Annotated in this window: 5 protein-coding genes; 2 read left to right on the top strand and 3 right to left on the bottom strand. The window is 73.3% G+C overall.

From position 1 onward, the window contains the following. Positions 1 to 28: 28 nt before the first annotated feature. Genes Drose_RS26555 through Drose_RS26545 form a run of 3 tightly spaced genes read right to left on the bottom strand, consistent with a single transcriptional unit; the run spans position 29 to position 11014 of the window. Complete coding sequence (locus tag Drose_RS26555; protein WP_260724046.1) at positions 29 to 754, bottom strand: thioesterase II family protein; 726 nt, start codon at positions 752 to 754, stop codon at positions 29 to 31. Beyond that, positions 751 to 6003, bottom strand: coding sequence for an SDR family NAD(P)-dependent oxidoreductase (locus tag Drose_RS26550; RefSeq protein ID WP_260724045.1), 5253 nt, complete (start codon positions 6001 to 6003; stop codon positions 751 to 753). The genes Drose_RS26555 and Drose_RS26550 overlap by 4 nt, the downstream gene beginning before the upstream one ends. Then, entirely contained in the window at positions 5996 to 11014 is a 5019-nt protein-coding gene (locus Drose_RS26545) for a non-ribosomal peptide synthetase (RefSeq protein ID WP_260724044.1), read from the bottom strand. The genes Drose_RS26550 and Drose_RS26545 overlap by 8 nt, the downstream gene beginning before the upstream one ends. Before the next feature lie 702 nt (positions 11015 to 11716). Here Drose_RS26545 and Drose_RS26540 point away from each other — a divergent pair. Together Drose_RS26540 and Drose_RS26535 are read left to right on the top strand one after the other, a co-directional pair. Then, the gene (locus Drose_RS26540; RefSeq protein WP_260724043.1) at positions 11717 to 12565 is read left to right on the top strand and encodes an SDR family NAD(P)-dependent oxidoreductase; all 849 of its coding nucleotides are present in this window, start codon (positions 11717 to 11719) and stop codon (positions 12563 to 12565) included. Further along, complete coding sequence (locus Drose_RS26535; RefSeq protein ID WP_260724042.1) at positions 12562 to 17265, top strand: non-ribosomal peptide synthetase; 4704 nt, start codon at positions 12562 to 12564, stop codon at positions 17263 to 17265. The genes Drose_RS26540 and Drose_RS26535 overlap by 4 nt, the downstream gene beginning before the upstream one ends. Positions 17266 to 17308 lie beyond the last annotated feature (43 nt).

Genomic DNA, 17308 nt, shown 5'->3' with positions numbered 1-17308 from the left:
CCCCTACGGCGATCCCCGGGGGCTCGGGTCACGTCGTCACCTCACGGATGAGGCCGATCAGCGCGGTACGCCAGGGCCGCAGGAAGAAGTGATCCCCGGGGAACATCCGCACCCGCAACGATCCGGACAGATGGTCGCGCCACGCCTCCAGGTGGGACAGCGGGATGCCGTCGTCGGTGCCGCCGAGCACGGTCGCCGGCACCGCGAGCGGCTCCCCGCGGCCGAGCCGATAGGTCTCCAGAACTTCGTAGTCGGCGCGGAAATAGGGCAGGACCAGCGCGCGTAGTTCGGGATGCTCCCGCAGCTCGGCTGGCAGCCGCCCGTGCCGGCGCTGCATGACCTCGAAGAAGTCGTCCTCGGGCAGATCGTGGATGGTTTCCGGATAGCTTGTCAGGCCGGGCGCCGGACGGGCGGACAGGAACAGGTGACGCGGCTCGGGCCGCCGCGCGGCCGCCAGTGCCCTGGCGACCTCGAACGCGACGAGTGCGCCGAAGCTGTGCCCGAAGAACACCACCGGTAGATCGGTCAGCAGTTGCGCGGTCAGGTCCGCGACGAGCGGCCCCATGCGAGTGTACGGCTGTTCGTTTATCCGTGCCGCCCGGCCGGGAAGCTGGACCGCGCACACTTCGACGGTGTCCTGGAGGTACCGATGCCAATGGGCGAACTCGGCGGCACTGCCACCGGCGTGGTGGAAACAGTAGAGCCGGACCCGAGGGGCGGCCTGGTGCCCGCCGCGCAGGAACCAGTCGGTCACTGGCCGCCCTCCATCCGGCCGCGCAGGGTGGCCGACAGCGACCCGATCGTCGGGAACTCGAACAGCATGCCGACGCTGAGCTCGATGCCGAGCCGGTCCCGCAGCTCGGCGATCAGCCCGACGGCGCTCAGCGAATCCCCGCCTAGGGCGAAGAAGTCGTCCTGCGGCCCGGCAACTGACCGGCCCAGCGCGTTCTGCCACGCCTGCTCGAGCACGGTGGCGAGGTCCTGCTCTTGCCAGGTGCTGGCCGACGGCCGGGGTGCGGGCACCGGTGCCGCCGCCGGGGGAATCACCGGTTCGGCGGCGGCCGGAGTGTCCTGTTCCCCCGGCACCGGCCTGCCGTCCCGGTACGGGCGTACCGCGACCTGCCTGCCGGGCCGGTCACCGAGGATGTCGAAGAGCAGCGCCACACCCTCGCCCGGGGGGATGCCGTCCGACGGAGGCAGCCCGGTCGGCCGGTCGTCGCCGCCACCGGGTGCGACGGTGAACGCGTCGGCGCTCACCTGGCGCATGGTGAAGCGGCGGACGGCCACGGCCACCAGGCCGTCGGGCCGGACCAGGTCGACGTCGGTGACCAGGAGACCGCGGCCGCCGTCCCGGTGCCGGACGTGCGCGGTCACGGCGCCGGGCAGGTCGCTGAACACCGTGATCTCGCCGTACAGCATCGGCAGGTGGTGGTGGTCCTCGGCCCGGCGGGTCAGCGCGGTCGCGCTGTCCAGCAGCGCCGGGTGCAAGGGGTGCTCGGCGAGCTCGCCGTGGAACCGGTCGGCCAGGCGCAGCGTGGCGAGCTGCTCGCTGGCCGAGCGGCGCAGTTGCTCGACGTTGAGCCAGTGCGGTCCGAGTTCGGCGAGGTCACCCGCGCCGGTGGCGTCGGCCGTCTCGGTCATGCGCGCGGCCACGGCCGCGAGGTCGGCGCGCGGCGCGTCAGTCTCGGCGGCGGCCGCGACCCGTCCGGAACTGTGCACGGTCGCGCCGGCCTGGACGGTAAAGTCCCAGTGGCTGTCGCGCGGCTCGAGTATCACGCGTACGCGCTGGGCGCCCTGGACGAACAGGGGTTGGTGGAAGGTCACCTCGCGCAGCACGATCGGGATGCCGGCCAGCGGGGGGCACAGCCGTCGCACGGCCCGGACCACCAGGTCGAGGTGGGCGGTGCCGGGGAGCACCGCCCGGCCGGCGAAGCGGTGTTCGTCCAGCACCCAGCTCTGCTCGGTCAGCTCCTCCTCATGAACGAGACTTTCCGTCGCGGTACGCCGGGTCGCGGCCCACGAGCTCAGCGGTTCGCCGCTGCCCGGGTCCACCGTGGCGCGGGCCGCCATCCCGACCTCGGCCCAGCTCGGCCAGTTGATGCTGACACAGCGCTGCCGGGAGACCGTCGCGTGGGCGTCCAGGAAGGCGTTGGCGGCCGCGTAGTCGGCGCTGCCGACCAGCCCGGCGATCGAGGCGCGGCTGGAGAAGGAGGTGAAGAAGTCCAGCCGGGGCCGCTCGGCGAAGACGCGTTCCAGCACTAGGGCACCGACGATCTTCGGGCGCAGCACCGCGCGTACCTGCTCGGGTGTGCGGAATGCGATCATGCCGTCGCCGGGTAGTCCCGCCGCGTGCAGCACGCCGTGGACGGGGCCGGCGGTGGCTTCGACTCGCTCGACGAGGGCGCGCATCGACCACTCGTCGGTCACGTCGGCCCGCTCGATCAGCACGCGCGCGCCGAGCTGCTCGAGTTCGGAGAGTTCGGCCGCCGCGGCGTCGCGGGGACCCGAGCGGCCGACCAGGACGAGGGTGGGCGCGAGGCCGGTCCGGGCCAGCCCTCGGGCGACGGCCAGGCCGATGCCGCCGTACCCGCCGGTGATGAGGTAGGTGCCGCCCGGCCGGACGGGCGCCTCGGTCGCGGGGCGATGCGGGATCGGTACCTCGGCGGGAATCCAGCGCCGGTCGCCCCGCAGGGCCACGACCGGGGGCCAGTCCCGCTCCTGGAGCTGCTGCGTGATCATGGCTTGGTCGGTGCCGGGAGACACGTCGAGCAGCAGGCAGGCGGCGCCGGGCAGCTCGAGCGGGACGGTCCGGGCCAGTCCGGCGAGTGCCGCCTTGGCCGGGTGCACCGGTTCTCCGCCGGAGACGTCCGCGGCCTGCGTGGCCAGGAACAGGAACCGGCCGGGCCGGCCGGCGGATGCGGTTCGGGCGGCGACACGGACGAGGTCGTAGGCGCTCTCCACGCTGTCGGCGAGCTGGGTGTCGATGGTGTCCGCGGTGGCCTCCGGCCATGCTCCGGTGGCGGCCGCGTGGACGTAGACGCCGGGTTCCGCACCGCTGCCGCGCAGCTCCCGCAGCACCTCGGGCAGGGTGTCCGGCTGGACCGGCACGACCCGGTGCCCGGCGGCGCTGAGCAGGCGGGTCACCCTGCGTGCCGCGTCCGGATCGCGCGGCATCAGGGTCAGCGCGACGGTGCCGCGGTGCCTGGGCGGCCGGGGGCCGGGTGCCGTCTCCCGCCAGCGCAGCACCGCCAGCGGCGAGGCCGGCGCGGCGGCGGTCTCGGCGATGACCGGCGCCGTTTCCGGCGCGGGCTGATCGGCTGTCACGGGCCGGGCACCGATCACCGGGGACGGGCTGATCCAGTGCCGGGCCCGGCGGTAGGGGTAGCCCGGCAGGGCGATCCGGCGGCGCGGACGTGGCGGCCCGACGGCGTCCCAGCGCAGATCGTGCCCTTCGGTCCAGAGCGCTCCCGCGGCGGCCAGCACGTCGGTCCGGTCGTCGCCGGTGCCCAGGCCGGCGACGGCGTGGTGAGCCGGGCCGTGACCGCGCACCAGCGCGGTGAGCGTTCGTCCGGGGCCGGCCTCCAGCGTGGTCAGCTTCCTCTCGTCGAGCAGCCGCGCCAGGGCCGGTCCGAACCGGACCGGCGCGGTGAGCTGGCCGGACCAGAACGCCGGGTCGGCCGCCTGCTCGTCGGTGAGCGGCTGCCCGGTGGCCGCGGAGACGATCGGGATGGCCGGCGGTGACAGAAGGACACCGTCGAACGCCTCGCGGAACCGGTCGGCGGCGCCGGCCATGGCCGGGGAGTGGAAAGCGTGCGAGGTGTCGAGCAGCTTGGCCCGGACACCGGCGGCGCGGGCCTGCCCGGCCACGGCCTCGATCGCCTCCGCCGGCCCGCTGAGCACGCACTGCCGGGGACCGTTGACCGCGGCCAGCGCAATGTCGCCGCCGAGCAGGGCCCGAGCGTCTTCTTCGGGCACGGCGACGGCCAGCATGCTCCCGGCCGGCATCGCCTGCATCGCCAGCGCGCGGGCGGTGACCAGGCGCAGGCCGTCCTCCAGGGTGGTCACCCCGGCGACCATCGCCGCGACGAGTTCGCCGACGCTGTGGCCGAGCAGCGCCACCGGAGCGACACCCCAGGCCCGCCACATCGCGGCCAGCGAGTAACCGACCGACGCCAGCAGCGGCTGAGCGAACTCGGTGCGGGTCAGCAACTCGGCGGCGTGCGGGCCGTGCCAGGCCGGTTCGAGGTCGACGCCCAGCTCGGCCACGATGTCGAGGCACCGGCGCATCGTGTGGGTGAACGTGGTGTCGTAGCCGAGCAGCCCGGCGGCCATGCCGGCCCGCTGGGCGCCCTGGCCGGGGAAGAGCAGCGCGACCTGCCGGGCGGCGGCCCCGGGCGCGGGGCGCAGCAGCGCCTGCTCTGCCGGGTCGTCGAGCAGGTCGACCGCGGCCCGGGCGGTCGGGGCGACCACGGCGCGGCGTACCCGGTGCACCGTACGGCCGTGCCGCAAGGTCGTCGCCGTGTCCACCAAGCCGTCCTCGCCGTGCCAGGTCAGGTGGCGGGCCAGGCGGGCGCGGACGGCGGGCTCGTCGGCGTCCGTCCGCGCCGACCAGACAAGCAGTTCCGGGCCGTCGGCCGCGGTGCCGGCCGCGGCCGGTGGACCCTGTTCGAGCACCACGTGGGCGTTGGTGCCGCCGACCCCGAAGGAGCTCACGGCGGCGGTCCTCGGCCGATGCGCCGGGACGGGCCACGGGTCACGCCGTTGAACGACGCGGAACGGCGTCTCGCCGAGGTTGAGCTTGGGATTGGCCTCGGTGAAGTGGACGGTGGGCACCAGTTCGCCGTGCTCCATGCAGAGCACCGCCTTGATCAACCCGGCGACCCCGGCGGCCGGTCCGAGATGGCCGATGTTGGACTTGACCGAACCGAGCCCGATCGCCGGGGTCGCGTGCGCGGCGTCACCGGCCAGGAAGCGGTAGGCGCCGGTGAGCGCCTCCACCTCGATGGAGTCGCCGATGTCGGTGCCGGTGCCGTGCGCCTCGACGTAGTCGATGTCGGCCGGAGTCAGGTCGGCCACGGTCATCGCCTCGACCACAGCGCGGAGCTGACCGTCCACTCCGGGGGCGCTGAAGCTGACCCGGTCGGCGCCGTCGTTGGTGACCGCGGAGCCCCGGATGACCGCACGAATCGGGTCCCCGTCGGCCCGCGCGTCGGCGAGCAGCTTCAGCACCACGACGCCGCCGCCGTTGCCGAAGACGGTGCCGTTGGCCTTGACGTCGAAGGGCCGGCAGAAACCGTCCTGCGAGTAGATGCTGCCCGGCGCCCAGCGATAGCCGTGGCCGTACGGCATCTCGAGCTCGGCCCCGCCGGCCAGCGCCGTCTCGCACTCGCCGTTGCGCAGCGCCTCGCACGCCAGGTGGACGGCGACCAGCGAGGTGGAGCAGGCGGTGGCCACCGAGAGGGCCGGGCCGGTGAGCCCGAGGCGGTAGGAGACCGTGCTGGCCAGATAGTCGTTGTTGTTGTAGATGTCGAGCGAGAGCGCGGCGGTACGGGCCGCCAGCTCCTTGTTGGCGCGAATGTTGAACTCGGCGTAGCGGTTGGCGGCCGATCCGCCGAACACCCCGACGCTGCCGGGCACGGCGAACGGATCGTATCCGGCGTCCTCCAGCGCGGCGTGGGCCAGTTCGAGGAACAGCCGCTGCTGGGGGTCGCGCATGTCCGCCTCACGCGGGGTGAGACCGAAGAACTCGGCGTCGAAACCGTCAGCGTCGGCCAGCAGCGGGACGCGCCGGACGTAGTCCGGGTCGGCCAGGTGCTTCTCGTCGACGCCGGCGGCCCGCAGGTCGTCGTCGGTCCGGGTGCTGAAGCAGTCGGTGCCCTCGGACAGGACCTGCCAGAACTGCTCAAGGTTCTCGGCGCCGGGAAGCCGGCTGGCCATGCCGATGACGGCGACCGGCTCCGGCGACCGCCGGGTGGTGTCGTGGTCCTGCGCTGGCCTACGCATTGCGGAGATTCCTCTTCTGATCGTCCAGCCGGCGGCGGACGCTACGCCGAGCGACGGCCACCGCCGGAAGCGATACGGGGTCGGGGCGCGCGAACGACTCGCCGCCGTGGTTGCGAGCCGGCGCACCGCTGAGGTGCCGGGCCAGCGATCGCGGGCTGGGGAACCGGAACAGGTCCACGACCTCGACCGCGATACCGTGCACCCGCAGCCGGTCGTGCATCCTCAGCAGGCTCAGCGAGTTCAGGCCGGCTTCGAAGAAGCTGACGGCCGGGTCGGGGTGTCCGGAACCGCCGAGCTGCTCGCGCAGCGTGGCGAGGACGACGTCTTCGATCGCGGCGGACGGCGCCGGGGCAGTGTCAGCGGGCGCGGCCGCAACCGCCGAGACGTCCACCTTGCCGTTCTGGTTCACCGGCAGCTTGTCGAGCACGACGATCTGCTCCGGCACAGCCCAGCTCGGCAGGACGGCGCGCAGCTCGTCGCGGACCTGCTCGGCGACGACCGGGACGGCGCCGGACCGCGCGACGTACGCGGTGATGCCGGTGTCGGCGACGACCACCAGGCATTGCACGATGCCTTCCTGGGCGAGCAGGGCGGCCTCGATCTCGGCCGGCTCGAGCCGGTGGCCGGCGACCGACACCTGCCGATCGAGCCGGCCGGCGAACTCGATGTGCCCGTCCGGCGTGTACCGGCCCAGATCGCCGGTGCGGTACGACGTGACGCCCGGCCGCCCGTGCGGATCGGGTGCGAACGGTGACGGCTGCCGGTCCGGGTGGGTACGCAGTGCGAGGCCGCGGCCGCGTACGACGATCTCGCCCAGTTGGCCGACACCGGCACCCTCGATCACTAGCTCCCGCCACGGGCCGGTGGCGGCCAGCGGCACCCCGGCACGGTCCCGCCGGCGTCGCACCGGGTCGGCCGCCGGGTCACGCCAGCGCAGCCACGTGCTGAGCTGCGGGGTCTCGGTGGTGCCGTAACCGTGGTAGATCTCCGCCGCGGGCGCGCACCGGCGCAACTCGCGGGCGATCGGATCGGTCAGCAGGGCGCCCGACAGCACGATGCTGCGTAGCCGGTCGAAGCGCCGGCCGGTGGCCCGGGCCGCGGAGGCGAGCAGGCGGGCGACGCCCGGCGTGGCGTTGAGCCGCGTGATGCCCGCCCGGGCGATCAGCTTAGCTGTCGCCGCGGGTTCGGTCGTGGCCGGCACACAGAGCGCCGCGCCGTGGATGAGCGGGGTCAGGACGTCACGGAACACCGGGTCGTGGCCGGGCGCGGACAGCAGCAGGAAGCGGTCGTCCGGTTCGACGCCGAACGCGTCGCGGTAGTGGTGCAGCGCCTCCGGCAGCGCGTCGGGCGCGACGAACACCATGCTCGGTGCTCCCGAGGTGCCCGACGTGGACAGCACATGGCTGAAGCCGGGAACCGGGGCGTCGCCGGCGGGCCGGGACAGCGGCGACCCGGTCAGCACGGGCACCGCCTGATCCGGATGACCGGTGCCCGGGCCGGTTCCGGCGCCGGGAGCCAGGACGGCCTCGGCGCCGGCGCCGGCGAGCACGGCCTGCCGGCGGCCGGGAGGCAGATCGCCGTCGATCAGCGCGACGGCGCAGCCGGCGCGCCAGGCCGCGAGCAGTTCCACGACAGTGCCGGCGGTGCGATCGCCCGGAAGCAGGACCGTACGGTCGTGCCATCCGGCCGAGCGCAGGGCGCCCGCACGCGCGGTGACCCGCTCGTATAGCTGCCGGTAGGTCATCCGGCCGTCCGGCAGCAGCAGCGCGTCGCGAGCGGCGTACCGCTCGGCGGCCCGCTCGAACAACTCGGTCACCGTGGACCGACCGGCTGGCGCGACGAAGGTGGCGGGCGGCCGCTCCTCACCCAGCGGCCACCGGGCCGGCGCCCGGCCGAGGTGGCCCGGGACCTGGTCGAGCAGCCGCACGACCTGGTCGAGCAGGTGGCCGGCGGTGTCCCGGTCGAACACGTCGACGGCGTGCACGAGGCGCAGCCGATAGCCGTCGGCCGCGGACCGGCGCAGGTACAGGCCGAGGTCGAACAGTGAGCCGGTGGTGGCGGGCTCGATCTCGGTGGCCGCCACGCCGCCGAACGATGGCGGCGGCGCGGCGTGGGTGAGGTCGTTGAACCACACCTGATAGAGCGGGTTGCGGCTCAGGTTGCGGGTCAGCCCGAGCGCTTCCACGATGCGCTCGAAGTCGGCCCCGGCGTGGGCGTGGGCGTCGAGCAGCGCCGCCGACACCTGCCGGACCAGCTCGCGGAACCGGTCCGGGCCGGCGACGCCGATCCGCACCGGCAGGGTGTCGACGAGGAACCCGATCACCTGGTCGGACGGCCCGCCGTCGCGCGAGGACCAGGGCACGCCGACGACGACGTCGTCCTGCCCGCTCCACGAGGTCAGCACGGTGGCGAACGCGGCGAGCACCACGGCGACCGGGGTGACGCCGAGATCCCGCGCCACCGCGTCGAGCCGTGCGGCCCCGGTGCCGGTGACGACCGCGTCGACCGCGCCGCCGGCGAACGTCGTGACGAGCGGGCGGCGGCCCTGGAAGGGCAGACCGTGCGAGCGCGGGGCGTCGTGCAGCCGGGCGGTCCAGTACCCGACGTCGGCTTGGTCGCCGGTCCGGCCGGCCCGGTCGGTCAGGACGTCGCCGAACTGCGGCGGCTCGTCCGCGCCGAGGCGGCCGTCGTAGGCGGCGGCCAGATCGGCCAGGAACAGATCGACGGAGCGCTGATCGGCGATCACGTGGTGGAGGACGGCGACCAGCAGGGCGTCTCCCGCCGGGTCGGCGGTGTATCGCACGCGCAGCAGGGGCGCCTCGTCGATCGGCAGCGGCTCGTCCACAGCCTCCGCGGCGAGGGCGCGGCACCGGCCGGCGTCGAGCGGGGCGTCGGAGACGCCGATGGTCAGCGGCGCGCCGGCCGCGGCCACGATCTCCTGGTACGGACCGGAATCGCCCTCGACGATCCGGGTGCGCAACGACTCGTGCCGGCGCACCACCGTCGCCAGGGCCGCGCGCAGCCGATCCACCTCGAGGCCGCCCGGGACGCGCAGGGCCGCGACCACGTTGTAGGCGCTCAGCCGCGGATAGAGCCGTTCCATGAGCCACAGCCGGCGCTGGCCGGGCGACACCGGCGCGCGTGTGCGGTCCACACGCCGCGGCGGGGAAACCCGTCGCACCGGCGCGGGCCGGGCGTCGCCCGCGCGGGCCCGCAGAGCCGCGAGGGTGAGTCCACCGCGCAACAGCTCGGCGAGGGCGACGTCCAGGCCGTAGGTGCGCAGCAACTCACCGCGCAGCCGTACGGCCGCGAGGCTGTGCCCGCCCAGGCTCAGGAAGTCGGCGTCCTCGTCCACCGCGCCGAGGCCGAGCGTTTCGGCCCACAGCCGGGCCAGCGCATCCTGGCCGGCCGCCGGGCCGGCCGGCCGGGGTGCGGCCAGGGCGCCGGCCTGCCGGCGCAGCGCGGCCCGGTCCTGCTTGCCGCTCGCCGTCAGCGGCATCACGTCGAGCACGACAAAGGTGCCCGGCACGTACGCACCCGGCAGCCGGTCCGCGAGGTACGTGCGGCAGTCGTCCGCGGGGATCCCGGCGGCGCTGGCGGGGCGGACGAACGCGACCAGGCGGGGTGCCCGGTCGCCGACGCCGAGGACCGCGCACTCCGCGACGCCGGGATGCTCGCGCAGCACGGCCTCGACCTCGCCCGGCTCGACGCGTACGCCGCGAATCTTCACCTGCTCGTCGCGGCGCCCATGGAACCGGATCTGCCCGTCGACCACACTCACCAGGTCGCCGGTGCGATAGACCCGGTGCAGGCCACTACCGGCCGGCGCCGGGACGAAGACACGCTCGGTCAGGTCGGGCCGATCGCAGTAGCCCAGGGCGAGCGGGACCCCGCCGATGTGCAACTCGCCGACGGTTCCCTCGGCGGCAGGCCGGCCTTCGTCGTCGAGGACCAGCAGCGTGCAGTTGTCGATGGCCCGGCCGATCGGCACGTCGTCGATCGCGTCCCGGCCGGCCGGGCTGTCCCAATAGGTGACTTCGATCGATGCCTCGGTCGGGCCGTACAGGTTGTGCAGCCGTACGTCGAGCAGCTCCAGGCAGGCGCGCGCGAGTGCCGGCGAGAGCGCCTCGCCGCTACAGAACACGTGCCGCAGGCTGGTGCAGCCGCCCGCGTCCGGCCAGCGGAGGAACTCCTCCAGCATCGAGGGCACGAAGTGGCAGACGGTTACCTGGTACTCGATGATCGTTTTGATGATCGCGGCCGGGTCGGCGTGCGCGCCGGGATCGAGCAGCACGAGCCGCGCGCCCGTGATCAACGGCCAGAAGATCTCCCAGCCGGAGACGTCGAAGGTGTAGGGGGTCTTCTGCAACACCCGGTCGTCCGCGCCCAGCCGGTAGTGGCGCTGGCCCCACAGCAGCCGGTTGGTGATACCACCGCTGGGTACCACGACGCCCTTGGGCACGCCGGTGGAGCCGGAGGTGAAGTACATGTTGATCGGCTGCCGCGGAGACACCGGCCGCAACGGCGCCGGCGCGAAGGCCGCGTCGAGCTCCTCGGCGAGCGGCACGACGTCGAGCAGGTCCAGCTCGGCCGGCCCGGACCAGGTGCTCAGCGGTTCGGTGGTGCCGACCACGAGGGACGGGCGCGCGGTCGCGACGATGAGCGCCAGCCGGTCGGCCGACTCGTCGGTGGCCAGCGGCAGATAGGCCAGGCCCGCCTTGAGGATGCCGAGCAACGCGGCGACCATGTACGGGCTGCGGTGCGCCAGCACGGCGACCGGGCGGTCGGCGGGAACGGCGCGCCGGATCAGCGTGGCGGCGAGCCGGTCGGAGACCTCCTCCAGCTCTCGGTAGGTCCAGGCGCCCTCCGCTCCGACGCAGGCGATCGCGTCCGGCGTGCGGTCGGCCGCATCCCGGAACAGGCCGGGAATCCCGTGCGGCGCGCGGTGTTCGACGGCCGGTCCGCGCAAGGGGGCGGCTGGCTGGTTGCTTCGAGCGTCATCAGCAGGCATAGGAGCTCCTGTCGCACGCAATGCACGGTTCGCGGGCGCGGCAGCGATGTGCCGCGCGGAACCGTGCCTGCATTCCCCGTGTCAAGTCGTTTACAGCCTGATAATCGTCCGGCGGAAGCGTCATTCGGCGATGGCGCTCCTCGATCAGGCGCTCACTCGGAAATCTGGCATTGGACTGCTCGCTCGAGTGGGCCATCGACGAGTCTACTGCACGCGCGTCGCATTCTCGGGGCCGGAGGTGACGTAGGACACTCGTAGCGGCTCGACAGATCTTCGATCATTGTCCGGTCAACTTCCGTACCGAAGGGCTTCGATCTCCGGGAGGCACCGGGCCGCCGTGCTCACCTCGCCGGTGCGGTCGTGATCATGTCCCCGGCCGGGCGGGCGCCGCGGCGATCGGTGACCGTTTCCGCTTCCACATGGGACCCGCCGCCGTCACGCACAGCGCTCGGGCCGTTGCGCGAGGAAACTCGATGCGCTACGTTCGCTTGCGGGATTGGCCGTATCGACCAACATTTCGAGATCGACCGGCGCGAGTGTCACTTCGATACCTCGCATGTCGGTAATTCAATGCTGTCCGGACGGCGTTGTCCACCTGCGCGTTGTTCACGGACCTGACGCGAACAGTTCTTTGCTGGGAATCGGCTGAACGTTTGACCCGCCGTCGGTCACGTCGTTCACACCGATGAAACGGGGGGATCCTTGTCGTTTCCTTTCGCTGATTCAGTCGCCATTCTGACCGGTGCGTCCCGTGGGATCGGCCCGATCATCGCCGAGCGCCTGGCTGCCGCGGGACTGCGGCTGGCCCTGGTCGCCCGCGATCCCGAGGGCCTCCGGCAGACGGCGGGGCGTATCGCCGCGACCGGCCGGGCGCCGCTGGTGATCCAGGCCGACATCGGCGACGAGGCCGACCAGATCCGGATCGCCGACACGGTGCGCACCCGGCTCGGGCCGCCCGCGCTGCTGGTGAACAACGCCGCGATCGAACGGATCGGCCGGTTCCAGGACCTGACGACCGCGCAGATCAAGGACGTCCTGCTCACCAACCTGCTGGGTGCGCAGATACTCACCAGGTTGGTGCTGCCCGGCATGCTGGCCGAGGGCCGCGGGCACATCGTCAACATCGGTTCGGTGGCGGGACGGATCCCGTACCCGTACGGGACGGTCAACAGCGCCGCCAAGCAGGGACTGACCGGCTTCACCTGGTCGCTCTGGGCCGAACTGCGAGGCACCGGAGTCGGCGTGTCGGTGGTCCACCCCACGCTGGTCGGCAGGGTCGGCATCGCCGCGCGCTGGCCGTCCGCGGGCCGTCCGCCGCTGCTGCGGCAGGTGTCCGCCGAGCGGGTCGCCCAGGCGGTGGTGGACTGCGTCCGCAAGGACCGGGTCGAGGTCACTGTGGCGCCGGCGACGGAGCGGATCGCCGATGTGGTGAGCGCGGTGTCGCCGCGTCTCGCGGCCTGGGGCGCCCGCAGGATCGGTCTGTATCGCTACCTGCGCGACATCGCGCTCGCGACGGACGCCGCCTCGCCCACAGGGGGATACCCGAGGTGAACGGAGCCGACCTCGACGCGCTCGCCGCGGAGCTGGGTGCGCTACTGGACGAGATCACCGGCGACGCACGCGGCCGCGGCGCGGACGAGCCGCTGATGCTGCAGTCGCTGACCGCGGTCGAGTTCCGGTCCGGCATCCAGGCCCGGCTGGGTGTCGACCTGCCCCTCGACCTGTTCTTCGGCGACTGCACCCTGCGGGTGCTCGCCGGCGCGGCGCGAACGCGACCGGCACGCCGGCAGCCGGAGTCCGCGCTGCTGCCCGACCCGTGCGCCCGCCACGAACCGTTCGACCTGACCGACGTGCAGCAGGCCTACCTGCTCGGCCGGGACGCCGTCTACCTCGGCGGCCGCTCGACCCACGTCTATCTGGAGATCGACCTGCTCGCCGTCTCGCTGGAGAACGCCGAGAAGGCGTTCAACACGCTGATCACCGAGAACGACATGCTGCGCGCGGTGATCGTGCCCGGCGGCCGGCAGCGGGTGCTGCCGGAGGTGCCCTACTACCGCATCGCCCACGAGGACCTCGGCGACCACGACGAGGCGCGCTCGGCCGCTCGGCTCGCGGCCGTCCGGGCCGAACTCGATCACCAGGCCTTCGACCCGCACCGATGGCCGCTGTACGAGGTGCGGGCCACCACCGTACCGGGCGACCGGCTCCGCCTGCACATCAGCGTCGACCTGCTGTTCCTCGACGCGGCCAGCCTCCGGATGCTGATCGCCGAGTGGATCCGGCGCTCGCTGGGCACGCCCGGCTCGCCGCCGGCGTCCGAGCTGACGTTCCGCGACTACGTGCTGGCCCTGGGCCGCTTCCGCCAGGGCGCGGAGTACGCGGCCGCCCGCGCCTACTGGTCCGACCGGCTGACGACCCTGCCGGCCGCGCCCGACCTCCCGGTGACCGCCGAGCCGTCCGGCGGCCCGGCCCGGTTCACCCGGCGGGACACCCGGCTCGACGCCGCGACCACCCGCGATCTGTTCACCCGCGCCGAGGAACTCGGCGTCACTCCCGCCGTCCTGCTCGGCACCCTGTTCGCCGACGTCCTGGCTGCCTGGAGCCGGTCCGCGCACTTCAGCCTGAACGTGACCCTGGCCGACCGGCCGTGGTGGCATCCCGGCCTGCCGCGGCTGATCGGCGACTTCACCAGCACGATCCTGCTGGAGTGCGACCTGCGGTCCGCGGCCGGCCTGCCCGTCCGGGCCCGGGCGTTCCAGCGCCGCCTGCACGAGGACCTGGTCCACGCCACGTTCAGCGGCGTCCGGGTGCAGCGGGAACTGGCCAAGCGGGGCGGGCCGCGGCAACCGTGGATGCCGGTGGTCTTCACCTGCCTGCTGGAGGAGCAGGACGACCTCGGCGAGCTGGACGGCATCGTCTACGAACTCGGGTACGGCCTGTCCCAGACTCCGCAGGTGTATCTCGACAACCAGGTTCTGCTCCACGGCGGGGAGCTGATCGTCAACTGGGACGCGGTGGACGCGATCTTCCCGGGTACGGTCTTGGCCGACATGTTCGACGCGTACGCCGACGCGCTACGCCGAGTCGCGGCGGGCGCGACGGATCACCGCGTCGCCGTTCCGCCGGCGCAGCTTGCCGTCCGCGAACGGGTCAACGACACCGCCGCTCCGTTCCCCGACGAGCTGCTGCACGCCGGCGTCGACCGGATGGTGCGGGCGCGGCCGGACGCACCCGCCGTCATCACCGCCACCCGGACACTGACCTATCGCGAACTGGACGATCGAGCCCAGCACCTGGCCGGTCAGCTACGCGAGCTGGGCGTGCGACCGAACACCCTGGTCGGCGTTCACATGCACAAGGGCTGGGAGCAGGTCGTGGCCGTGCTCGGCGTGCTGCGCAGCGGCGCCGCCTACCTGCCGATCGACACCGACCTGCCGGAACTGCGGGTGGCGCAGCTATGTGCCGCGGGCCGGCTGAGCGTGGTGGTCACCCAGTCCACGGTGACGCCGCCGGACGGCGTGACCGCCCTCGTGGTTGCCGACGAGCCACCCACGGACCCCGCCCGCCCGGTGCCGGCCGTCGCGACCACCCCGGCCGATCTGGCCTACGTGATCTTCACCTCCGGCTCCACCGGGCAGCCCAAAGGCGTGAGCATCAGCCACCGCAGCGCGGTCAACACGGTCGACGACGTCGCCACGCGATGGTCGTTCGGCCCGCAGGACCGGATCCTGGCGCTGTCCTCGCTCAGCTTCGACCTCTCGGTGTTCGACGTCTTCGGGGTGCTCGGCACGGGAGGTGCCGTGGTCGTGCCGGACCCGGACGTGGCCCGAGATCCCGAACGCTGGCTGCGCCTGGCCCGCGAGCACCGGGTCACCGCGTGGAACAGCGTGCCCGCGCTGCTGGAACTACTCGTCGAGTACTGCGAGCGTTTCGGTGCCGCTTTGCCGCCCACCCTCCGGCTGGCTCTGCTGAGCGGCGACTGGATCCCCACTGCGCTGCCGGCCCGGGTGCGCGCGGTGCAGGCGCGACCGGTCCGCCTGATCAGCCTGGGCGGCGCCACCGAGGCCGCGATCTGGTCGATCTGGCATCCGATGGACGACCTGGAACCGGGAGCGCCGAGCGTCCCGTACGGCAGGCCGCTGCGCAACCAGTCCTGGCACGTCTTCGACGAGAAGCTCCAGCCGCGACCCGACTGGGTGCCCGGTGAGCTCTACATCGGCGGGGCAGGCGTCGCCGACGGCTACTGGGGCGCCCCGGAAACGACCGCGCTCCGGTTCGTCCGGCGCCCGGTCAGCGGCGAGCGGCTGTATCGCACCGGCGACTTCGGCAGGTACCGGCCCGACGGCGTCATCGAGTTCCTCGGGCGCGAGGACACCCAGGTCAAGCTGGGCGGGTACCGGATCGAGCTGGGCGAGATCGAAGCCGTGCTGCTAGACCACCCCGGTGTGCGCGCCGCGGTGTGCGTGGTGTCGGGCGATCCACGCCAACTGGTCGCGTACGCGGTGCCGCGCCCGGAAGCCGGCGGCCTGACCGAGGACGATGTCCGCGGGCATCTGGCCCGGCGGCTGCCCGCCTACATGCGCCCGGCGGTGGTCGTGCTGCTGGACGATCTGCCGCTGACCCGCAACGGCAAGGTCGACCGTTCCCGGCTGCCGGAACCGGGCTTGGCCGGCGGCTTCGAGCCGCCGGCCACCGCGGCTGAAGTGACGCTCGCCGCCGTCTGGACGCGGATCCTCGGGGTCGAGCGGGTCGGTCGGCGGGACGACTTCTTCGCGCTCGGCGGTGACTCGCTGCTGGTCGTCAGGCTGGTCGCCAAGGCCGCCGAGAACGGCCTCCACCTGAAGATCCGCGACTGTTTCGAGCAGCACACGCTCGCCGCCCAGGCCGCCGCGGCCGGCGCCGTCGCGGCCGGCGACGCCGAACAGGCCATGATCACCGGCCGGGTCGAGCTGACGCCGAGCCAACGGTGGTTCATGGCGCAGGAGTTCGCGGATCCGCAGCACTGGAACGGGATGTGGCCGCTGTTCGAGCTGGACCGGCCGCTGCGGCCGGACCTGCTGGCGGACGCGTTCCGGGCGGTGCTGCGTCACCACGACAACCTGCGCGCCCGATACCACCGCGACGGTGCCGGCTGGCACGCGTGGATCGACGGGGAGGCCGCCGTCGAGGCAGCCGAGGTCGAGGTGGTGGACCTCAGCGGCACCGCCGACGCCGATCTGGAGGAGCACCTCGACCGGCTGGTGGCGCGCTGTCACGGATCGCTGGACCTGGACGCCGGTCCGGTCGTGCGCCTGGCCTACGTCGACCTCGGCCCGGGCCGCCCGTCCCGGCTGCTCGTCAGCGCGCACTGGCTGGTGCTCGACTACTACTCGTCGCGCATCTTCTACGAGGATCTGCGCGCGGCCTATTTCGCGCTGGAGCGCGGCGACGCGGTGGAGCTGCCGCCGAAGACCGTCTCGGTCCGGGCCGCTGTGGCCCGCCTGGACCGGTACGCGCGCAGCGCCGAACTCGCCGCGGAGTTGCCGTTCTGGACGGCCCTGGCCCGCCGCGCGCCGGCCCCGCTGCCGGTGGACCGGCGGCGCGGACCCGACGTGCAGGCCGCCGCCCGCCGGCTGGTGCAGGCCGTCGACGGCCCGCTCGCCACCCTGGTGTGCCGTGACCTGCCGGCCGCGTACAGCATCGAGCCGAGGGAGACCCTGCTAGCAGCGCTGAGCCGGACGATCTACTGGTGGACCGGCCACCCGCAGACCCTGATCGAAGTCGAGGGGCTGGGCCGGGACGAGGTGTTCGGCGGGCTCGACGTGTCGCGTACCGTCGCCCGGTTCTCCACGCTGGTGCCGGTGCTGCTCGACGGCGACGGCGACCTCCACGACATCCGCGCCCAGATCCGGGCGGTGCCGCAGCGCGGCGCTGGATACGGGCTGCTGCGATATCAGCACCCGGACGCCGGAGTCCGGGCGGCGCTCGAGATGCCGGCCCCGGAACTCGGATTCAACTACTGGGGTGACGTCAGCGAGTACTTCACCGCCGACGCGAATCCGACCGTCCAGGCGTTCGGCCACCACCGCGGCGACCGCAACCGCCGGCCCCGGCCGCTGGATCTGATGGCGATGTCCCTGCGGGGCGGCCTGCAACTGGTGTGGAACTACAGCACGCGACTGCATGCCGACTCCACGATCGCCGCGCTCGCCGAGCGGTACGTCGCCGAACTCGAACACCTGGTGAAGGAGGTGCGGCCGGACCACACGTGATGCCCGAGATCCAACTCCTCGACCAGCGGTGATCACGCGGCCA

This window comes from Dactylosporangium roseum (assembly GCF_025264685.1).
Classification (GTDB): Bacteria; Actinomycetota; Actinomycetes; order Mycobacteriales; family Micromonosporaceae; genus Dactylosporangium; species Dactylosporangium roseum.
The sequence above is the reverse complement of the archived record's forward strand: the minus strand, read 5'-3'. Positions and strand labels throughout refer to the sequence as shown.

Excerpts from the sequence above, each read along its gene's own strand:
- Drose_RS26550 (WP_260724045.1), bottom strand. The coding sequence starts at position 6,003 with ATGCGTAGGCCAGCGCAGGACCACGACACCACCCGGCGGTCGCCGGAG.
- Drose_RS26545 (WP_260724044.1), bottom strand. The coding sequence starts at position 11,014 with ATGCCTGCTGATGACGCTCGAAGCAACCAGCCAGCCGCCCCCTTGCGC.